Raw genomic sequence first — 20,366 nt, 5'->3', positions numbered from 1 at the left:
TTGTGGCCTTTTGCTACAGCAAGCTCCTGTCAGTACTCATTCTAGGATTACCCTTTTTGATCTCCACCGCAAATATTACGATGCAGTTTGGCGCAGAGCCGTTGTTTGAAAACATTTCAGCTAAATTTGGTAACGGTAACCGTTACGGTTTAATTGGCGCTAACGGCTGCGGCAAGTCGACCTTCATGAAAATTTTAAGCGGTGCGCTTGTGCCTAGCGCGGGTAATGTGTCGATTACCCCGGGGTTAAAAGTAGGTAACCTTAGCCAAGACCAGTTTGCATTTGAGCAATACACGGTGGTAGATGCAGTAATCATGGGCGACGTTGAGCTTTGGAAAGTAAAGCAAGAGCGCGAACGTATTTATTCGTTACCAGAAATGAGCGAAGAAGACGGCATGAAAGTGGCCGACCTTGAAAGCGTTTTTGCCGAAATGGACGGTTACACCGCCGAAAGCCGCGCTGAAGAAATACTAATAGAAGCGGGTATAGATAAAGAGTTTCATTATGGCTTAATGGCAAACGTTGCCCCAGGTTGGAAACTCCGTGTGCTTTTAGCACAGGCCTTGTTTGCAAACCCAGATATACTGCTACTCGATGAGCCTACCAATAACTTGGATATTCATACCATTACGTGGCTTGCTGATGAGCTTAATAAACGTAAATGCACCATGATTATTATTTCGCATGACCGCCACTTTTTAAACTCGGTATGTACACACATGGCCGACATTGACTACGGTGAGCTGCGTATTTACCCAGGTAACTACGAGAAATTTTTAGAAGCAGCAGGCTTACAGCGCGAGCAACTTTTAGCTGAAAACGCTAAAAAGAGCGCCGAGATTGACGAGCTACAAGACTTTGTTAACCGCTTTGGTGCTAACGCGTCTAAAGCTAAGCAAGCAAGTTCGCGCGCTAAAAAAATGGATAAAATTAAGCTTGATGAAGTTAAAGCGTCAAGCCGTATGAGCCCATCGTTAAGTTTTGACGAAGGCAAAAAAATGTACCGCCAAGCGCTTGAAGTAAACAAGCTTGGCCATGGTTTTGATGGTGAAACGTTATTTAGTGGCGGTGAGTTTTTACTAGAAGCCGGTGCAAAGCTTGCGGTAATTGGCGAAAACGGTGTGGGTAAAACTACCTTTTTGCGCTGTTTAGTTAACGAGCTTAAAAGTAATGAAGGCGAAATTAAGTGGTCTGAAAATGCGAGCTTTGGTTACTGCCCGCAAGACAGCACTAAAGATTTTGATAACGATTTAACGTTGTTTGATTGGATGTCGCAGTGGCGTACGGCCAAGCATAACGATTTAATGGTACGTGGCATGTTAGGCCGTTTGTTGTTTACCGCAGACGATTCAAACAAAAAAGCGCGTAACTGTTCAGGTGGTGAAAAAAACCGTTTGTTATTTGGTAAGTTAATGATGCAAGACGTGAACGTGCTTGTAATGGACGAGCCAACAAACCACATGGATATGGAAGCCATTGAGGCGTTAAATAATGCGCTTAAAGACTTTGCAGGCACGCTTATTTTTGTAAGCCACGACCGTGAGTTTGTGTCGTCGTTAGCTACGCGTATTATTGATATTAAAGATAAGCAGGTTATTGATTTTCAGGGTACGTTTGACGAGTACCTTGCAAGCTGCGAAGAGAAAAAAGCATAAACCCTTTGCTGTTTAGTGTAAAAGGCGCTTAGTTAGCGCCTTTTTTATGCTTGGTTAAATGCATTAGTAAACAAGTAATTAAATCATCACCAAGAGGTAATTAACTATTGCTCGTGTTTTTTGTGTAGCGCTGAGAAGCTTTCACTTCTAACGTGAGCAAGCTCTACGTCTACAAAATAGTGTTTAAAGTAACTTGTAGACGCGCAGCTTGCTGGCGTGAAAAAGCAAGGCTTTTTAAAACTTGTTTTAGATTAATTCTTATCTATGGTTATACAAAGCCAAAATATATTCCTTTCCTATGCATGACTCCTCAAAATTATTAGCACATCGTTTTTCAAATAATAATCAGTTCTACTCTGTGACTATATGCTGCATAAATAGAGCACCTCTATTTAAAGAATTTGGCAATGCATGTATTGCAGCAAAGGCTATTGTGGATATGCAAAATAAAGTAAATACAATTTGTTATGTATTAATGCCTGATCATCTCCATTGGTTATTTCAGCTTAAAGACTGCTCACTAGCTAACGTAATAAAAATCTTTAAAAGTGTAACGACTGTAAAAATAAATAAGCTAAATGAAACAACAGGCAAGATTTGGCAGCAAAATTATTTTGAGCATCAGCTTCGTTCTGAAAAAGATTTAATTAATCAAGCTCGCTATATTGTTGCTAACCCACTAAGAACTGGCATAGTAAAAAGTGTCGGGCAATATCCATTTTGGGATTGTATTTATTTAAATTAAATAGCATGTAAAACAAGAAGCTATCGCTTCTAACGTGAGCAAGCTCTACGTCTACAAAATAAGTTAACCCTACTTACTTTGGCTACTCATTTACTCCTCATTCGCTTTTCTTTGTGCATTAAGATTTAAAAGCCAATTTTTCACAAAGAGGTTTAGAGGCGCTGCGCTTTTAGAGGAATCGCTTTAAAAGTTAGTAACAAGAAGCTGCACTTCAAACGTGAGCAAGCTCTTCGTCTACAAAACAAAGCTAAACTATGACCTATTCACTTTATCTTCTCATTTACTCCTCATTCTCTTCTCTTTGTGCATTATGTTTTTAAAAGCTCAGCTTTCAAAAGCAGTGGCTGAATGTAGCCTGCAGGTGCGCTTTGCATTCATTTAATAGCAACAGCTACAAAAGTGATTGTTTTACCACCGAGAAGTTAAGGAGAAGAGCAGGAGCAGTGACTAACCAATATTTTAACTCTGTGTAGCGCGAAGCGCCTCGGTGCGCTCTGTGGTGATATTTATTTTTAAGTAACTAGAAGCTGCACTTCCAACGTGAGCAAGCTCTTCGTCTACAAAAAATACCTTAACTCTGATTACTTTGGCTACTCATTTACTCCTCATTCACTTCTCTTTGTGCAATACGGTTTTAAAGCTCAGTTTTTAAAAACAAAAAAGGAGCATTGCTGCTCCTTTTTAACTGTTACTTAGGTTTATTAAATATCAAACCTGTCGGCGTTCATTACTTTTACCCATGCATTTACAAAGTCGTGAACAAAACGGGTTTTATTATCGTCTTGTGCATAAAACTCTGCCAGTGCGCGTAAAATTGAGTTTGACCCAAATACTAAATCTACGCGTGTTGCGGTCCATTTAGTTGCACCGCTTGCGCGGTCAACAATGTTGTAAAGGCCATTACCTGTTGGCTCCCAGCGGTTTGCCATGTCGGTTAAGTTTACAAAAAAGTCGTTACTTAACGTTCCTACATTGTTTGTAAATACGCCATGTTGTGTGCCGCTATGGTTTGTGCCAAGCATACGCATGCCACCAATAAGTACCGACATTTCTGGTGCTGTTAAACCCATTAGCTGGCTGCGCTCAAGTAGTAACTCTTCTGCAGACACAACGTAGTCTTTTTTCAGCCAGTTTCTAAAACCGTCGTGAATAGGTTCAAGTACGTCGAACGATTCGGCGTCGGTCATGTCGTCGGTTGCGTCTCCGCGCCCTGGCGCAAACGGTACGTTAACCTCTACCCCTGCGTTTTTAGCGGCCTGTTCAACCGCTGCTGTGCCACCAAGTACAATTAAATCGGCCATGCTAACAGGTTTACTTAACCCAGCTTGTACTTTTTCAAGTGCCGCTAACACACTTGCTAAGCGCTCTGGTTCATTGCCTTGCCACTCTTTTTGCGGGGCTAAACGAATACGTGCACCGTTTGCGCCGCCTCGGTGATCAGAGCCTCGGTACGTACGCGCACTGTCCCATGCGGTGTTAATTAAATCGCTGGCGCTTACGCCGCAATTAAGTAGTGTTACTTTTAAATCGGCGATTTCGGTATCTGTTAGGGTGTAATCAACGCTTGGAATTGGGTCTTGCCAAATTAAGTCTTCGCTTGGTACATCGGCACCTAGGTAGCGCGCTTTTGGCCCTAAGTCGCGGTGCGTAAGTTTAAACCATGCGCGTGCAAACACGTCTGAAAAGTATTCAAAGTCGTTATGAAAACGCTCAATTATTTTGCGGTACGCTGGGTCCATTTTCATGGCCATGTCGGCATCGGTCATAATTGGGTTTAAGCGAATTGATGGGTCTTCTACATCGACCGGCTTGTCTTCTTCTTTAATATTTACAGGTTCCCATTGGTGAGCGCCTGCTGGGCTTTTTGTCAGTTCCCATTCGTAATTTAAAAGAAGGTCACAGTAGCCATTATCCCATTTTGTTGGGTGTGTGGTCCACGCACCTTCAATGCCCGATGTCATTGTATCGCGGCCAATGCCTCGTGTTTTGTGGTTATTCCACCCCATGCCTTGCTCTGAAATATCAGCTGCTTCTGGCTCTGGGCCAAGGTTAGACTCTTTTCCGTTACCGTGTGTTTTACCTACTGTGTGGCCACCTACGGTAAGCGCTGCCGTTTCTTCGTCGTCCATTGCCATGCGGGCAAACGTTTCGCGCACTTGTGCTGCAGTTTTAAGCGGATCGGGTTTACCGTTTACCCCTTCTGGGTTTACGTAAATTAGGCCCATTTGAACAGACGCTAACGGGTTTTCCATTGTGTCGGGTTTATCAACATTTTGGTAGCGTTCGTCGCTTGGTGCTAACCATTCTTTTTCGGCGCCCCAGTATACGTCTTTTTCTGGGTGCCAAATGTCTTCACGGCCACCGGCAAACCCAAAGGTTTTTAAGCCCATTGATTCGTACGCCATGTTGCCCGCTAAAATAATGAGATCGGCCCACGAGAGTTTGTTACCGTATTTCTTTTTAATTGGCCAAAGTAAGCGGCGCGCTTTGTCGAGGTTGGCGTTATCGGGCCATGAGTTTAAAGGGGCAAAGCGTTGATTTGCCGTGCCACCGCCGCCACGTCCGTCAGATAAGCGGTACGAACCTGCCGAGTGCCATGCCATGCGGATCATTAAACCGCCATAGTGGCCCCAATCGGCTGGCCACCAATCTTGGCTTTGTGTCATTAAGTTTTTTAAGTCGGTTTTTACGGCTTCTAGATCTAGGGATTTGAATGCTTCAGCGTAGTTAAAGTCGCTACCGTATGGAGAGCTTTTTGTATCGTGTTGATGAAGGATGTCGAAATTAAGTGCATTTGGCCACCAATCTGTGTTTTGGCCTGCTGTTTGTGTATTGCTGCCATGCATTACCGGGCATTTGCCGGCGCTAGAGTTACTCATTATTTAATCCTCTTGGTATAAAATAAAATACGTAAGCAATGGTCAATTTGTTTAGGTATTACTATTTTTAATTCATGCAAATGTTGCTTAATCAATTGTTTATATACTTGTACTTATTTTGAATTACCAATATAGGCTTATTTTTTGAGCTATACCAACAAATGCACCGTATTTAAAACGATTGGAGCGATTTGTATTTTTGATTGGTATTTAAAAACGAGCCTTTAAAAATTTTTGATCTTTTTTTAAATAACGATGATCGAATTAAAAAGTAGCGGCGTAATGGTACGTGAAGGGTTTGAAAGTGGCTTTGGTTTACCACAGCGCACATAGGAATACCCCCCTTCACCATGAAATTGTAGTTATAACGTTAAAGGTGTATTACTAAGCCCAATACACCTTTACTTTATAACTCTAATTTACCTGTTTTTTGTTAGCTGATTTTTATTAGCTAACGGTAGTTAAGTTTTCCCTAACCTTTGATGTTTTAGCAGTTTCAGCCAGCTCACCCAGAGCTGGTTTTTTTTGCCTAAAATTTATTACTGCACAATGCTTTAGTGATAATAATTTATAATGTGCTGTAAACTCGCCTTCAAAACAAAACCCGCCCTAGTGAGTTTAGGTTGTGCGTGTTAATATTATTTTTGCAATTTATTATTTTATTTGGGCATGTTGATGCGTTATTACTTTTATTTACTATGTATTTGTTTTACTTTATTTTTAACGTTGGCTAATGCGGCTGAGCAACAAACAGAAGCCCCCTCAAAGTTACAAGAACAGCAAGCGCTTGAACAACTTAAAGAGCCTATGTATAAACCGCTTATGGAACGCTACATTTTAGATGAGTTAAAAGCGGTTCGCCAAGATCAGCAAAAACTACGCGAAGACGTTACTAAACAAGTAACGCATGCGCAGTTAGACACGGCCGACAGAGCCCTTACTTACACTACCGATACGATAAATAATGTGTTTTTTATTATTACCGCGACGGCATCTATTTTGGTACTTGTTGGCTGGAACTCGCTGCGCGATGTTAAAAATAAAGTAGAAGATATTGTAAATACCCGTGTGAGTGTTATTACGGACGAATACGAAGACCGATTAAAAATTCTAGAAGAAAAACTGCGTGTACGTTCTGAAGAAATACTCAGTAACCAAGAACGTATATCGATTACAAATGAGGTTCACTCGTTGTGGATGCGCGCAAATTTAGAAAGTGATTATGCTAATAAAATCGAGATTTTTGATGAAATTTTAAAACGTAAACCTGAAGACGTTGAGGCTATTGCTTACAAAGCTGATGCCCTGCTTGAAATTAATCAAACAGCCAAAGCGATTGATTTATGTAACCAGGCAATTGATATAGATAGCGATTATGGTTATGCGTATTGGCAACGCGCGTGTGCGTTTGCGTTAATACACGAACACGCCGATGCGCTGGCCGATATAAAAATGGCACTTGAGTATTCACCTAACTTACGTAATGAGTTACTCCACGAAAGTGCATTTGCAAGCCTTCACGATAATAATAGCTTTAATACTATTGTGGCAGGCGAGTAAGTTTAGCTTGCTTATATAGTTTGAAAAAAAGAGCGAAAGCTCTTTTTTTATGGCTGTAATAAAGCCCTGTGCTTTGTGTATTAAGGTTTTAAAAGATTATTATTCACAAAGAGGTTAAGAGGCGCTGCGCTTTTAGAGTTAGGAACTAAGTAATTTAATATTTGACCTGAAATGAGAAGCGGCGCTTCTAACGTGAGCAAGCTCTACGTCTACAAGACAAGGCTAAGCATTGCCCATATCATTATGTTTTCTCATTTTCTTCTCATTCACTTCTCTTTGTGCATTTAAATTTTAAAGCCCATTATTCACAAAGAGGTTAAGAGACGCTGCGCTTTTAGAGGTTGGGACTAAGTGATTTAATATTTGACCTGAAACAAGAAGCTGCGCTTCTAACGTGAGCAAGCTCTACGTCTACGAGACAAGGCTAAGCATTACCCAGATCATTATGTTTTCTCATTTACTTCTTTTTTTGCATTAAGATTTAAAAGCTCATATTCACAATGCCGTGGCTAAATACAGCCTGTAGAAGCGTTTTAGTTATGCTATAAAAGTGATTGTTTTACCACCGAGAAGTGAATGAGAAAAACAGGAGCAGTGACTAACCAATATTTTTTAACTCTGTGTAGCGCGAAGCGCCTCGGTGTGCTCTGTGGTCATATCTAATTTTAAGTAATAAGAAGCTTCACTTCTAACGTTAGCAAGCTCTACGTCTACAAAACAAAACTCTACCCTATTTACTTTGCCTTCTCATTTTATTCTCATTCGCTTCTCTTTGTGTATTACTGTTTTAAAACCCATTATTCACAAAGAGGTTAAGAGACGCTGCGCTTTTAGAGGTAATGAAAATCCTTATATTCACAATGCCGTGCCTAAATATAGCCTGTAAACGCGCTTTGCTTTCGTTTAATAACAACGTTTTACTCATGCTATAAAAGTGATCGTTTCACCACAGAGAAGTGAAGGAGAAGACCAGGAGTAGTGACTAACAAATATTTTTAACTCTGTGTAGCGCAAAGCGCGTCGGTGCGCTCTGTGGTGGTATGTATTTTTAAGTAATAAGAAGCTACGCTTCTAACGTGAGCAAGCTCTACGTCTACAAGACAAGGCTAAGCATTGCCCAGATCATTATGTCTTCTCATTCGCTTCTCTTTGTGTATTACTGTTTTAAAACCCATTATTCACAAAGAGGTTAAGAGGCGCTGCGCTTTTAGAGTTAGGGACTAAGTAATTTAATATTTGATCTGAAATGAGAAGCTGCGCTTCTAACGTGAGCAAGCTCTTCGTCTACAAAACAAGGTTAAGAGACGCTGCGCTTTTAGAGGTAAAAATAAGTGATTTGATAAAGGGTTACGTAAGCAGGCTTTAGGTATAAAGCATACGTGCTAAGTATACCTTTGGCCGCTTTACTTATATTTGAAGCTTCAGGGATTAGCGTTTAAAGTACAAGTCGATTGCTTTGGTAAGTAGCTCGTCGAGCTGCTCCTCAAAGCCATCCATATCGATTTCAAAGTGACTAAAGTACTTTCTAACCTGCAATTGCGATAGATTACGGCTTTTTACGCTGTATTGGCGTTCGTCTTTTTGTTTATCGTAACGCGGTAAAAAAACGAATTGTGCATAATAAGGTGACTTAATATGCTTGTTAGCATAACGACAAAAATCTTCAATATGTTGTGCGCCTTCGGGGCCTAAACAACCGGGCTCTACTCGGTACATTAAGCGAAGTTTTTTGTCGTCAGTAATTTGCATAATAATCCTTAACGAAAAAATAATACGCGAATTATTTTTTCGTTTTTAATTTGATAGCTCGATACAAGCTCTGAGCGTTTATCTATTACGTTTTCGTCTGCTGAGCAGGTTTCTGATAGCTCATGATCTATTACTATATCACCATGTACTATGCGTTTAATTGGCGATGAGTGAATACACTTTAGCTTTTTAAACATTAAACCATAACGTGCTATTAGTTTTTCTTTTCCTTTAAATAATAGCTCATTGGGGAAAATATAAAACTCTACATCTTCATCGTAAACACGAATAAACTCTTCAATGTTGCGCGCGTTATAGGCTTTTATAAGTTGTTCAACCACAGCTAGTGATTCGCGTGATTGCTTAGCTTTAGCTTGCTGTTTAGCTGTTAAAGCCTCTTTTGCTTGGGCTACTGCTTTTTCTGCTTCGGCTACGGCTGCTGCTTTTTCTATTTTATTTTTAGGCTTTTCAACGGGCTTGGGGGTTTCATCGCCTAACACTTTTGAGTCGTCTGGTTTGGTTGGGTCAACAACCGGTTTTTTAAGCTCAGGGGCTTTATATTCTAATGTGTTTACTTTTTCATCCGCTTTTTGCTGTTCGGTAGTAGGCTCTGTGGCATAGCTATTTAAGGCTAGCGTAAAGGTAAATAAAGCAAAAAAAATAGATAACGATTTCATAACTTTCCTAATAAAAACACTAAACGTGTATTGTATTGCAACATAGCAAATTTTAACGTTTTCGGGTAGCAATTAAATGAATAACCTTGGCTTTCATTGCGAAGTTTAGCTTGAGTTTAACCCGGCTTTTAAAATAATTTTGTTAAACACATAATTTTTAATGACGGTATGAAAAGTGATTACTTCACCACCAAGAAGTAAAGGAAAGGACAGAAGCCGTGAATAATTGTTACTCCTGCTTTCTCTGTGTAACGCAAAGCGCCTCGATGCGCTCGGTGGTGATACCTTTTTTTAAGTAACAAGAAGCTACGCTTCTAACTTAAGCAAGCTCTATGTCTACAAAACAAAGCTAAACTATGACGTGTTCACTTTGTCTTCTCATTTACTCCTCATTCGCTTATCTTTGTGCATAAAGATTTCAAAAGCAGTGGCTGAATGTAGCCTACAGACTCGCTTTACTTTCGTTTAATAGCAACTGCTATAAAAGTGATTATTTCACCACCGAGAAGTGAAGGAGAAGACCAGGAGTAGTGACTAAAAAATGCTTTTAACTCTGTGTAGCGCGAAGCGCCTCGGTGCACTCTGTGGTGATACCTTTTTTAAGTAATAAGAAGCTGCGCTTCTAACGTAAGCAAGCTCTATGTCTACAAAACAAAGCCCTAGCCAATTTATTTTAGCTACTCATTTACTCCTCATTCTGTTCACTTTGTGCATTACGTTTTTGAAAGATTATTCACAAAGAGATTAAGAGATGCTGCGCTTTTAGAGTCTGGTACTCATTGATTTTATTATTAAGGCATAAAAAAAGCCGCATAAAATGCGGCTTTGGAGGTTAGTCTCACTTCACTTTGGGCGTGTCTCCAAAACTTAGTGAATACGTTACCAAGGAACTGTTTTATTAATTAGATAGACTCTAATGCAATTTTAACCATTTCGTTAAACGTGCTTTGACGTTCGTCAGCTGGTGTTGCTTCGCCAGTGATCACGTGGTCGCTTACGGTAAATAATGCCATTGCGTTTGCGCCGTACTCAGCTGCAACGCCGTATAAACCGGCTGTTTCCATATCTACTGCAAGAACGCCTAACTTATCTAAATCTTTATAGAAAGTGTCGTCTGCTTGGTAGAAAGTGTCGGTTGTAAATACGTTACCTACTTTTGCTTTAATACCTAGCTCTTTTGCTGCATTAACGCCGTTTAAAAGTAGGTCGAAGTCTGCAATTGCAGAAAAGTCGTAACCACGAACACGTGCACGGTTTACGTTTGAGTCTGTGCTTGCACCTTGTGCAAAAATTACGTCACGGATTTTAATGTCGGTACCAATACCGCCACATGTACCAATGCGTATAATGTTTTTTACGCCAAAGCTAACAATTAGCTCACGTGCATAAATAGACATTGATGGAATACCCATGCCTGAACCCATAATGCTTACTGGCTTACCTTTGTAAGTACCTGTAAAGCCAAACATGTTGCGTACACCAGTTACTTGTACCGCATCATCTAAAAAGTTTTCAGCAATATATTGCGCACGTAGCGGATCGCCTGGCATTAAAACTGTTTCGGCGAAATCACCAACATTTGCATTTATATGAGGAGTACTCATTCGTTGTTTCCTTTTATTTTGGCGCGTTTAATTGAGTTAAAAAGCTGTCGCCATATTCAAGCTCAGACAAGTTAAACCACTGTGCTAGTGTTTGACCAATATCTGCAAAACTGTTTCGTTCACCTAGCGGTGTATTATCCATACCAGGCTTATACGCTATCACAGGTACGTATTCACGCGTGTGCTCAGAACCTGGAAAGGTTGGGTCACACCCGTGGTCGGCAGTGATCATTAATACATCATCTGCATTTAACTGCTTTAGTATAGTTGGTAAATAGTCATCAAATTCTTTTAATGCTTTAGCGTAACCTACCGGGTTACGGCGATGACCAAATTTTTCATCAAAATCAACCAAGTTGGTAAAAATTAAGCTGCGATCAGGTGCTGTTGAAATAACCTCGCTGGTTTTTTCAAGCAAGTTCATAAGCCCAGGTGCTTTGTGCTTTTGGGTTATGCCTTGATGCGCGTATATGTCTGAAATTTTACCAATACTAATTACTTCGCCGCCGTCTTTTGCTAAAACATCTAACAATGTTGGTGCTGGCGGAAGTACTGAATAGTCACGACGATTACCTGTTCGTGCAAAGTCTTGACTATTTGAACCCAAAAATGGCCGCGCAATCACTCGCCCTATATTCATTTCATCAAGCAGCGCCCGTGCGATTTCGCAAACTTGATAAAGCTTCTCTAGGCCAAATGACTCTTCATGCGCGGCTATTTGAAACACGCTATCAGCTGAGGTGTAACAGATTGGTTTACCTGTTTTTACGTGCTCTTCACCTAGCTGCTCTAATATGGTTGTTCCCGATGCATGGCAATTGCCTAAAATGCCAGGAATACCTGTACGAGCTATAAACTCGTCTACAAATTCTTGTGGGAAACTGGGCTGTGTTTTTGGGAAATATCCCCAATCAAATAACACAGGTACGCCAGCCATTTCCCAATGGCCTGATGGAGTGTCTTTTCCGCTAGAAAGTTCTTTAGCGTAACCCCATGCACCTTGTGGTGCTTGGCGGTCTGAAACTAAACACGTTTCTCCACCGGCGGCTTCACAGGCGTCTACTAAACCTAATTTAGATAAATTAGGAAGCGAAAGTGCGCTGCCTGTTTCGTCGTAATATGCTTTTAGTAAGTGAGCGAATGTATTGGCGCCAAGATCACCAAATTTATCTGCATCTGGTGCTGCACCGATTCCTAGGCTATCTGCCATTAAGATAATTGCTCTTGCCATTTTGACCTCACTTTGTTTCTAGGTGGTTACTTTATCTGCTGAACGATTTTTCCGTACAGGACAAAAGTCCTGTTTCATAAAACCTAAACATTATAAATTTGCGTTCTTAAGCGAAGCAAAAGAGATTAATCGTGTCTTTTTTGCTATTGTGATCTACCAACAATATATCCTTCTGTGTGGGTGAGAACTTTAGTGACACGAACAACTATTATAGCTATTGCTGGCGCGTCTGCGTCGGGCAAATCTCTGTTTAGCCAAACTATATACAACGAGTTGGTTAATGAGCTTGAACCGGGCGCAATTGCCATTATTGAAGAAGATGCTTATTACAAGGATCAGTCGCATTTGCCGATGGCTCATCGAACGCAAACGAACTACGACCACCCTGATGCATTTGAACATGAGTTAATGCTTGAACATTTAACTCAACTTCGTAGTGGAAATTCAGTAGAAGTACCAACATATGATTATGCACAGCATACCCGCAGCGATAAAACGCGACGTGTAGCCGCTGCAAAAATTTTAATTGTTGAAGGTATTTTATTACTGAGCGACAAAGCGCTAAATAAAGAATTTGATATTAAGGTATTTATAGATACTCCTTTAGATATCTGCTTAATGCGTCGTATGCAACGTGATATGGAGCAGCGAGGCAGAACGTTACAATCTGTTGTTGAACAGTATCAAGCAACTGTAAGACCGATGTTTTATCAATTTATTGAGCCTTCTAAGCATAATGCAGATTTAGTAGTGACTCGAGGCGGCATGAACCGCGTTGCGATTGATATTATAAAAAGTAAAATTAAATATTTACTACAAGAATAACAACGGGAAACATTTGTATGACAACATTTATGAGCTTGGTTGGCATGTGTGTGCTGCTGGGCATTGCCTTTGCCGCGTCAACTAATCGCAAGGCAATTAATTTAAGAACCGTTGCTATAGCATTTGCAATGCAAGTTGTTATTGGCGGCTTTGTTCTGTTTTTTGACGCAGGAAAAAACGTATTAGCAAGTATGTCAGCAGCCGTTTCATCGGTTATTGGCTACGCGAATGACGGGATAGGCTTTTTGTTTGGCCCGCTGGCATCGCAAGACACGCTAGGTTTTATTTTTGCAATTCAGGTTTTGCCCGTTATTGTGTTTTTCTCAGCGCTGGTCGCTGTTTTATATCACATAGGCATTATGGACTGGATAATTAAGATTTTAGGCGGTGGTTTACAAAAGCTTTTAAAAACCTCGCGTACAGAATCACTTTCAGCGACGGCAAATATATTTGTTGGCCAAACTGAAGCGCCGTTAATTGTTAAACCTTTTATAGCAACAATGACCAAGTCTGAGTTATTTGCTGTAATGGTAGGTGGCTTAGCCACTGTAGCTGGCTCTGTAATGGCTGGTTACGTAATTATTGGTGTAGAGCTTAAGTACTTAATTGCAGCCAGCTTTATGGCGGCACCAGGTGGTTTTTTAATGGCAAAAATGATTGTGCCAGAAACCGAAACACCTAAAGATAACTTAGCTGATTTAGATTTAAACGACGATGATAAACCGGTAAACGTAATTGATGCTGCTGCATCAGGTGCGGCAAATGGTATGCATTTAGCACTTAATGTTGGTGCAATGCTACTGGCATTCGTAGCGTTAATTGCGCTTCTAAATGGTTTATTAGGTGGTGTAGGCGGATGGTTTGATCATCCAACATTAACGCTACAAGAAATTTTAGGTTATGTATTTGCTCCTGTTGCATGGTTACTCGGTGTACCGTGGGATGAAGCAATTATAGCCGGCAGCTTTATTGGTCAAAAGATAGTAGTAAACGAGTTTGTTGCTTACTTAGACTTTATAAATTATCGCGATACGTTAAGTGCGCACACACAAGCAATTGTTACGTTTGCTTTGTGTGGATTCGCTAACTTATCATCGATAGCCATTTTACTAGGTGGGTTAGGCGGTATGGCGCCTAGCAGGCGGAAGGATATCGCACGCTTAGGGCTCAGAGCAGTGTTAGCAGGATCTATGGCTAACCTTATGAGCGCAGCAATTGCTGGGTTTTTCCTCTCGCTAGCTTAGAAACTTAAGAGATGAACCGGTGTTGCAAAACAAGAAGTTAGTACTTTAAGGGGTTAAAGTGCTAGCTGACTTGAACGATACTTCACCAAGGGCCGCAAGGCCCTTTTATCGTTTTAGGGCTTTAATAAAGTTACCTTCCTTCCTATATCCTCTCTTTATTTTCATTATGAGGTTTTTACAACTCAAATAACCACTAATACTTTGTAAATTTAACAATTTTAAACCACACTTAATTAAGTGTTTTCAAGCCTAAATTGACTAGTTGTAGTGAATTATAATCTGACCTTTTTTATCCTTTTTTTATCATTTAGCACTTTAGCTGAAGAGCCTTTGCTGGTTGTTACAGAATTAGCACCACCTAATCAAGTTTTAATAGACGGTGAAGTTCAAGGTAAAGGGACACAGTACATAAGAGATATATTTAAACAGGCTGGTTTAACACCAGACATACAAATGTACCCTTGGGCCCGCGCCTACAAAATGGCAAGCGAGGAAAAAAATACGTTTATTTACAGCATTGCTCGCACGCCAGAACGTGAAGATCAATTTCAGTGGGTAGGGGAAATTGGTCGCTTTGAAATGGGATTTGTTGGGCTATCAGACAGAACCGATATAGTAATCAATAATATTAACCAAGCAAAAAATTACAAAATAGCTATGCAACATAACGACTTCTCGACCCAAACTCTCACTAAAATGGGGTTTGAGGGCGTTATAACTTCAGATATACAGCATTCTTATAAGTTACTACTAGCCAAAAAAGTAGACCTAATATTGGATGACCCGCTTTATATGCTCCAATATAGTGATTACTTTAAACTTAAACCGGGCCACTTAAAATTTATTTTTAAAATAGATGCCTTAACAACGGTTGCTTATTTAGCTGCAAATAAAGATACAGATAAAGTTCTTATAGAAAAAATGGAAGAAGCGCACAAACAAGTGAGCAAAACTAAAAGAAGCCCTTACGGTAAATGAGTTAAATTACACGCGGCTTTTAATTAAATGATGTGCAGGTGAGGTAAATGACTAACAATAACAGGTATTAGCTCAGCGGTACTTGAACTCACTCTTCTACGCTTATACTAATTAAAGCTATACAGACTTTTTATAGCGCCTAACCCTGTCACTAACTAGGTGTTTATATTAGACCTTGGGGTCAAGTAGAACCACTTTAATTGTGATCCTTAGTATTAGGTCGGGCTGATGAATAAGTTAGGTTTGTTTCAGACACAAAAAAAGCGCCCTAGGCGCTTTTTTTCATTTTACTTAAAAAGTAAAATTATACAGCTGTGATGTTATCAGCTTGAGGACCTTTTTGACCTTGTGAAAGAGTGAACTCTACACGTTGGCCTTCAGCTAAAGTTTTGAAACCTTCGCTTTTGATTGCTGAGAAATGTGCGAAAACGTCTGGGCCATTTTCTTGCTCGATGAAACCAAAACCTTTAGACTCGTTGAACCACTTAACTGTACCTGATACGATGTTAGACATTGTAATATCCTGATATAAAAATAAAAAATATGCTCATATGAGCGGGTGTAGCAAAAAATGAGATGGTACTTTAAAAACTTCAGGACGGTACTACAAGTATTACTTATACAACAACGAAATGGAGATTTATAGCTTACATGCTTTCTTTCTAGCTGCGGCCCACTATATAGATAACCAAATATAAGTCAAGCACTTCCTTATTTTATTGAGCGATAAATAATCAACATGTATTTATATGCTTAAAATTCAAATTCTAGGGCAAGTCTAAAACTGTGGTTTTTTTCAGACTGGCTAATTTCACTTATAAAGCCAGCTTCCCATTTTAGCTGTTTTTGCCCTTCAAACCGGTATAGCCCAATAAACCCGGGACCAATTCCGATAAAATCTTCCCCTGCATATAACTCAATAGAGGGTTGAAACGCAGACAAGTATCGGTAACGATATTGTGCCCTAAACTCTGTTTCCCATTCGTTCTCTATGTCTTGCCCCCATTCGTATACCAAAAAAGCATTCATGGTGAGACTTGCACGACCAAACTCTTTTTCAATTACAAAACCGGAGGTTGCTTCGTATGCGTCGGCGTCATGCTGTTTTTCAAATTCAAATAAAGCGCCCCAATCGGCCCATAACCGGCCTTGCTCTATTAGTTGCCATCTAAGCTCCAATTCATACGCTTGCAAGCCAAAGTCGCCGTTATCATCTCGCTCACCCACTAAATAACCTTCAAGTGCCATAGTGTCGTTAATGGCGCCACCTAAACCAATACGTTGAGCTAAAATATTGCCACTGTCGGTTTGATGCGACACAAGGCGCCACTCAAGCTCTCGTTCAAACGGCAACACATACGGGTGATAAACTTTATCTACTACTATGCCATCAGCATAAGCGAGCTTAGGTATTAATAAACAAAAACCAATTAATACAGTAGCTGCAAATAGGTTTATTGCTTTCATGATTTTTCCTTAGTGATTGATTTAGGCATAAAATAACTAGCAGATAAAAATAACACGCTGCTCAGCACATAGCTTAAAAGACTGGTTAAATTTGGCGTAGCCTCATAACCGATCAGAGCGCGCAATACTCTCCCAAACTCTGAGTTTTCGGTTAAAATGTCACGTAAATCCCATACGGTTACCGTTGTTGCTATTAAGTCAATTTGGCTCGCCAAATCAAGCGCCACAACTAGTTTTGCTGCACTATTTAAAGCTAACAATACCAATAAAGGGGTAAGCCCAAAGCGCTGTTTGATTGCACTCAATAAAAAATACAACAAGACGCTAAAGCTGCTGCATATTCCCAAGCCTAAAAAAGTGCCAATAAATAAACTTTGAGCCGCTTCGTTGCTTTGCCAAAAGCCAATCAGGTAAATAATGTAGTGACTTAAATAAAGTGTCATTACACTGATAATCGCAATCATAAAAGCAGCTGTTGCTTGTTTAATGGCGTAGTACAGTGCACTAATAAAAATTAAAATACACAAACCAATTTGGGCATATTCTAAACCCTGATAGTCAAACAAGGGGCTCATTAACGGCGCACTTTTTACAAACAAAAATGAAAGCCCGATCCCTAAAATAAGCCCTCCCAGCAATTTCATTAAACTTTGCTTGGCTACAACTTGGAGTAAAATAAGTAAAATGGCCACCGGCAGTAACTGGTTTAGACTCATCACTAGGCTAGTTATTAGCATTAGAACGCTCCTTTTCAGTCACTATGACAGCACCACGCGCCGTATTGGGCGAAAACTCGCCAAAAAATTCATAGCGCCCAGGGATTAATGGCCCGATATAAATAACGCTTTTGCGCTTTGGGTAAAGTACTTTCTCTCGATTGAGATCGAAACTGTCGAACTCTTCAGGCGTACTATCTTGATTTTCGATTAACAAGCGTACCTTTTTATTTGCCGGTACGACGATTTCTGCGGGGTAAAACAAATGATCTTTAAGTACAATACGATAGTCTTTACTGGCGGCGTTAAATGATAAAAATACACAACAATATAAGTAAGGCCTAATAAGTTGTTTAATCACATTTAGCTCCTGCAAAAACTACCTGTACTTTTAAGCCACCCAAATCACTATCCGTTAAGTGAATTTCAGCGCGATAAATAGCAATAATATGCTGCACTATTGCCATACCTAAGCCCGCACCTTGTTCACCCGAAGGGTGTTGGTCACCGCCAACACGATAAAAACGGTTAAATATCCGTTGTTTTTGATCGTTCGTCATACCTGGGCCACTGTCTTCTATTTGCCAAATACGCTGCTTGTGCATCTGCTTTAGTGTTATTTTTATTTGTCCATTGGCTGGTGCGTACTTTATAGCATTGCTAAGTAGGTTTGAAATCAGCGTCACTAAGGTAAATTCATCACCGTTAATGATAAAATCATCTCCTTCAAGACTGATAGTGTGATTTTTAGCCTCTATTTTTTCATACAACTGGCTAACACCTTCTTGCGTGATCGCTAATAATGACTGCTCCTTAAACTGTTTTTGCCACTGCTCTGGCTGAGTACGCCCTAGTATTAGCATTTGCTCGACTATATTGGACAGTCGATTAATACCTTGGGTCATGGCTTGTAGTTCTTGGTTATCTCCTTGTTGAGCAGCCAAATTGTGCACATTAATTTTTAAACTGCTCAGGGGAGTACGTAATTCATGTGCCGCATCAGAGGCAAAAAAACGCTCTCGTAAATAGGCGGTTTCTACGCGTTTAAATAAATCGTTTAAGCGGCTGATCACCGGTTTTATTTCTTCATCTGTCACCTGCCAATTGATCGCAGTGAAGTCATTTGCTTGGCGCAGAGCTAACTGTTTTGATAAACGGGTTAATGGTGCCAGTGCATATTTAACAAAAAAGCTAATAAATAGCGCAAGCAAAGGAACCGCCCAGAGCATAGGCAACATAGCTGATAAAATAACCGCCTCGGCAAGTTCAAACCGCTTAGCAATCGGCTCAGCAACAATAACGGTGCGTAAAGAAGTGACAAAAACGAATACCCGCATTCGCTGCCCTGCAATATTAAGCGTTTGAAAACCCGCTTGATACTGGCTTAAATCAAGATTTAATTCGTCAGAGCCACTAAGAAGCTCACCAGCTTGCCAAATTTGATACAGTAACTGGGCGCTGTCTTGTATTTTTGGCGCCATGGCGTTTATAGATAAAGGCTGTTGCATCAACACTCCAGCGACCACTTTTAGTTCACTATCGAGTAATTGCTCACCATGGCTCATACTTTTTTGGTAGCCTTTGACTAAAGCTAAAAAGCAGGTTAACACCATCATTGACAGTAAAATAAGAGTTAAACGCTTACGAATTGACATAGAGTATGGTTACCTTTGTAAATTCAAGTTTGTGCAATCTAGGGGCATTTTAATCACGTGAACTATCTCTTTCCCACGACATAGCCAATACCACGGAGAGTTTTAATAAAATCGCTGGGGAATTTTTTTCGTAGGTGATGAATATGTACTTCAATGGTGTTGGAGCCAACCTCTTCACCCCACTGATAGAGTTTATTTTCTAACTGCTGTTTAGATTGCACGCGACCTTGGTTTTCCAAGAGCGCCTTTAGCAGCATGTACTCTTTACGTGGCAAAGAAAGCAGCTCATCGCTGAGTGTGACACTATGCGCTGACGTGTCCATAGTCACTTCACCACACTGTAATAAACTCGACTGAGCTTGATTTACTCGGCGGCTCGCTACGCGCAAACGAGCAAATAATTCGGCTGGTTCAAATGGCTTAGCTAAATAATCATCAGCGCCCATATCAAGCCCTTGCACCTTGTCATCTATGCTACTACGTGCAGTTAGTATAACCACCGGAATCACTTTTTTTTGCGCTTTTATGTGCTTTAAAATTTGTGAACCATCACCATCGGGTAAACCTAGGTCAAGTATAACCAACTCTATTTCACCACTGCCTAAGCATTGCAATGCATGCTTAACCGTTGCGCTATGCTCTACACTGTAGCCTTCTTGGCGCAATGAGCGGCAAAGCCCTTGCGCCACAAGATGATCATCTTCAACTAATAATAAATGCATTGTTTATTTTGTTATCTCTTTAGTTTTTTATCTACTTTAGCTAACAAAGAGCTAATTGCTTGTTGACGATATTTATCAGCTTTAGCACGAGTATCACGAATACCTGCTGCTTGCGCAACTAACAAATGGACTTTAGCTTGCTCATATTCACGTTCGTCATATAAAAACTCACCATACAAGTAATTGGTATCAATGCCTTTATTGTTAAAAGCGAGCGCTTGCTTAAAAAACTTGTCGGCGGTGTCATCATCACCAAAACCAATAGGCCACCCCGGTACTTTACTGTATAAGGTTGCTAGGCTGGCATACGCTGAACCACCTAAAGCACTGTCGTCTACCTTAATGGCTTGCTCTAATGACGCTTTTGCATCTTTAGCATAGCCCAGTGCCCCTAACCCGCCCTTTGCGCCAGCAAAACTGGCCAGTACAATGCCGTTCCACGTATAGCTATTTGCTGAATCAGGGTAGTTTTCAATAAATTGAGCACTTTGCTCACTCAGTTGAGTAAACGCTTTAATTTGTGCATCACCTTCAAGCTCATAATTAGCAACCGCCCATTGCTGTTGAATAGCAAGTAAATCGCTTTGTTCGTCTGCAAATACCGGCGATGAAAACACACTAACAATGCTTAAATAAGCTACTAAAGTAAATTTTTTCAT

18 protein-coding genes are annotated in these 20,366 nt (G+C 40.4%); 6 read left to right on the top strand and 12 right to left on the bottom strand.

What is annotated here, in order from left to right; translation table 11 throughout:
- Window positions 1–56: 56 nt before the first annotated feature.
- Both PMAN_RS16445 and PMAN_RS16440 read left to right on the top strand, forming a co-directional pair.
- Window positions 57–1,655: an ABC-F family ATPase gene (locus PMAN_RS16445; protein WP_010556085.1), complete on the top strand. Its 1,599-nt coding sequence runs from the start codon at window positions 57–59 to the stop codon at window positions 1,653–1,655.
- Between the two features lie 298 nt (window positions 1,656–1,953).
- Window positions 1,954–2,400: an REP-associated tyrosine transposase gene (locus PMAN_RS16440; protein WP_083830893.1), complete on the top strand. Its 447-nt coding sequence runs from the start codon at window positions 1,954–1,956 to the stop codon at window positions 2,398–2,400.
- Between the two features lie 701 nt (window positions 2,401–3,101).
- Here the strand turns inward: PMAN_RS16440 and katG are convergent.
- Window positions 3,102–5,279 (bottom strand): catalase/peroxidase HPI, encoded by a 2,178-nt coding sequence (gene katG, locus PMAN_RS16435; protein ID WP_010556086.1) that lies wholly within the window; start codon window positions 5,277–5,279, stop codon window positions 3,102–3,104.
- 675 nt (window positions 5,280–5,954) lie between these two features.
- On the opposite strand from katG, the gene PMAN_RS16430 reads away from it, so the two are divergent.
- Window positions 5,955–6,839 carry a tetratricopeptide repeat protein gene (locus tag PMAN_RS16430; protein ID WP_010556087.1) on the top strand — a complete coding sequence of 295 codons (885 nt, stop codon included), beginning with the start codon at window positions 5,955–5,957 and terminating at the stop codon, window positions 6,837–6,839.
- 1,428 nt (window positions 6,840–8,267) lie between these two features.
- On the opposite strand, the gene PMAN_RS16425 is transcribed toward PMAN_RS16430, so the two are convergent.
- From PMAN_RS16425 to PMAN_RS16410, 4 genes are all read right to left on the bottom strand, one after another.
- Entirely contained in the window at window positions 8,268–8,588 is a 321-nt protein-coding gene (locus PMAN_RS16425) for a hypothetical protein (RefSeq protein ID WP_006794611.1), read from the bottom strand.
- Window positions 8,589–8,596: 8 nt separating this feature from the next.
- On the bottom strand, window positions 8,597–9,265 hold the full coding sequence (locus PMAN_RS16420; RefSeq protein ID WP_010556088.1) for a nuclear transport factor 2 family protein: 669 nt from the start codon (window positions 9,263–9,265) through the stop codon (window positions 8,597–8,599).
- A 902-nt stretch (window positions 9,266–10,167) separates the two neighbouring features.
- Window positions 10,168–10,869, bottom strand: coding sequence for a purine-nucleoside phosphorylase (gene deoD / locus PMAN_RS16415; protein ID WP_006794609.1), 702 nt, complete (start codon window positions 10,867–10,869; stop codon window positions 10,168–10,170).
- 13 nt (window positions 10,870–10,882) lie between these two features.
- The gene (locus tag PMAN_RS16410) at window positions 10,883–12,100 is read right to left on the bottom strand and encodes a phosphopentomutase (protein WP_010556089.1); all 1,218 of its coding nucleotides are present in this window, start codon (window positions 12,098–12,100) and stop codon (window positions 10,883–10,885) included.
- A 192-nt stretch (window positions 12,101–12,292) separates the two neighbouring features.
- On the opposite strand from PMAN_RS16410, the gene udk reads away from it, so the two are divergent.
- The 3 genes from udk to PMAN_RS16395 all read left to right on the top strand — a co-directional run bounded on the left by udk (window position 12,293) and on the right by PMAN_RS16395 (window position 15,147).
- Complete coding sequence (gene udk / locus PMAN_RS16405; protein ID WP_006794607.1) at window positions 12,293–12,925, top strand: uridine kinase; 633 nt, start codon at window positions 12,293–12,295, stop codon at window positions 12,923–12,925.
- Between the two features lie 17 nt (window positions 12,926–12,942).
- Window positions 12,943–14,169, top strand: coding sequence for a NupC/NupG family nucleoside CNT transporter (locus PMAN_RS16400; RefSeq protein WP_008132935.1), 1,227 nt, complete (start codon window positions 12,943–12,945; stop codon window positions 14,167–14,169).
- A 267-nt stretch (window positions 14,170–14,436) separates the two neighbouring features.
- The gene (locus tag PMAN_RS16395) at window positions 14,437–15,147 is read left to right on the top strand and encodes a substrate-binding periplasmic protein (RefSeq protein ID WP_010556090.1); all 711 of its coding nucleotides are present in this window, start codon (window positions 14,437–14,439) and stop codon (window positions 15,145–15,147) included.
- Window positions 15,148–15,451: 304 nt separating this feature from the next.
- Here PMAN_RS16395 and PMAN_RS16390 read toward each other — a convergent pair whose 3' ends face one another.
- From PMAN_RS16390 to PMAN_RS16360, 7 genes are all read right to left on the bottom strand, one after another.
- Entirely contained in the window at window positions 15,452–15,661 is a 210-nt protein-coding gene (locus tag PMAN_RS16390; protein ID WP_002959120.1) for a cold-shock protein, read from the bottom strand.
- A gap of 239 nt (window positions 15,662–15,900) precedes the next feature.
- Window positions 15,901–16,614: a hypothetical protein gene (locus tag PMAN_RS16385; RefSeq protein WP_008132926.1), complete on the bottom strand. Its 714-nt coding sequence runs from the start codon at window positions 16,612–16,614 to the stop codon at window positions 15,901–15,903.
- Window positions 16,611–17,351 (bottom strand): FTR1 family protein, encoded by a 741-nt coding sequence (locus tag PMAN_RS16380; RefSeq protein ID WP_010556091.1) that lies wholly within the window; start codon window positions 17,349–17,351, stop codon window positions 16,611–16,613. Before PMAN_RS16380 ends, PMAN_RS16385 begins: the two co-directional genes overlap by 4 nt.
- A complete protein-coding gene (locus PMAN_RS16375) occupies window positions 17,338–17,691 on the bottom strand; it encodes a cupredoxin domain-containing protein (protein WP_006793322.1) in 354 nt (117 codons plus the stop codon). Before PMAN_RS16375 ends, PMAN_RS16380 begins: the two co-directional genes overlap by 14 nt.
- A complete protein-coding gene (locus PMAN_RS16370; RefSeq protein WP_010556092.1) occupies window positions 17,684–18,985 on the bottom strand; it encodes an ATP-binding protein in 1,302 nt (433 codons plus the stop codon). The genes PMAN_RS16375 and PMAN_RS16370 overlap by 8 nt, the downstream gene beginning before the upstream one ends.
- A gap of 62 nt (window positions 18,986–19,047) precedes the next feature.
- Window positions 19,048–19,707 (bottom strand): response regulator, encoded by a 660-nt coding sequence (locus PMAN_RS16365; protein WP_010556093.1) that lies wholly within the window; start codon window positions 19,705–19,707, stop codon window positions 19,048–19,050.
- An 11-nt stretch (window positions 19,708–19,718) separates the two neighbouring features.
- The gene (locus tag PMAN_RS16360) at window positions 19,719–20,366 is read right to left on the bottom strand and encodes a hypothetical protein (protein ID WP_010556094.1); all 648 of its coding nucleotides are present in this window, start codon (window positions 20,364–20,366) and stop codon (window positions 19,719–19,721) included.

The sequence above is a fragment of the Pseudoalteromonas marina genome, from assembly GCF_000238335.3.
GTDB lineage: Bacteria > Pseudomonadota > Gammaproteobacteria > Enterobacterales > Alteromonadaceae > Pseudoalteromonas > Pseudoalteromonas marina.
This window is presented reverse-complemented; position numbering and strand designations above follow the sequence as displayed.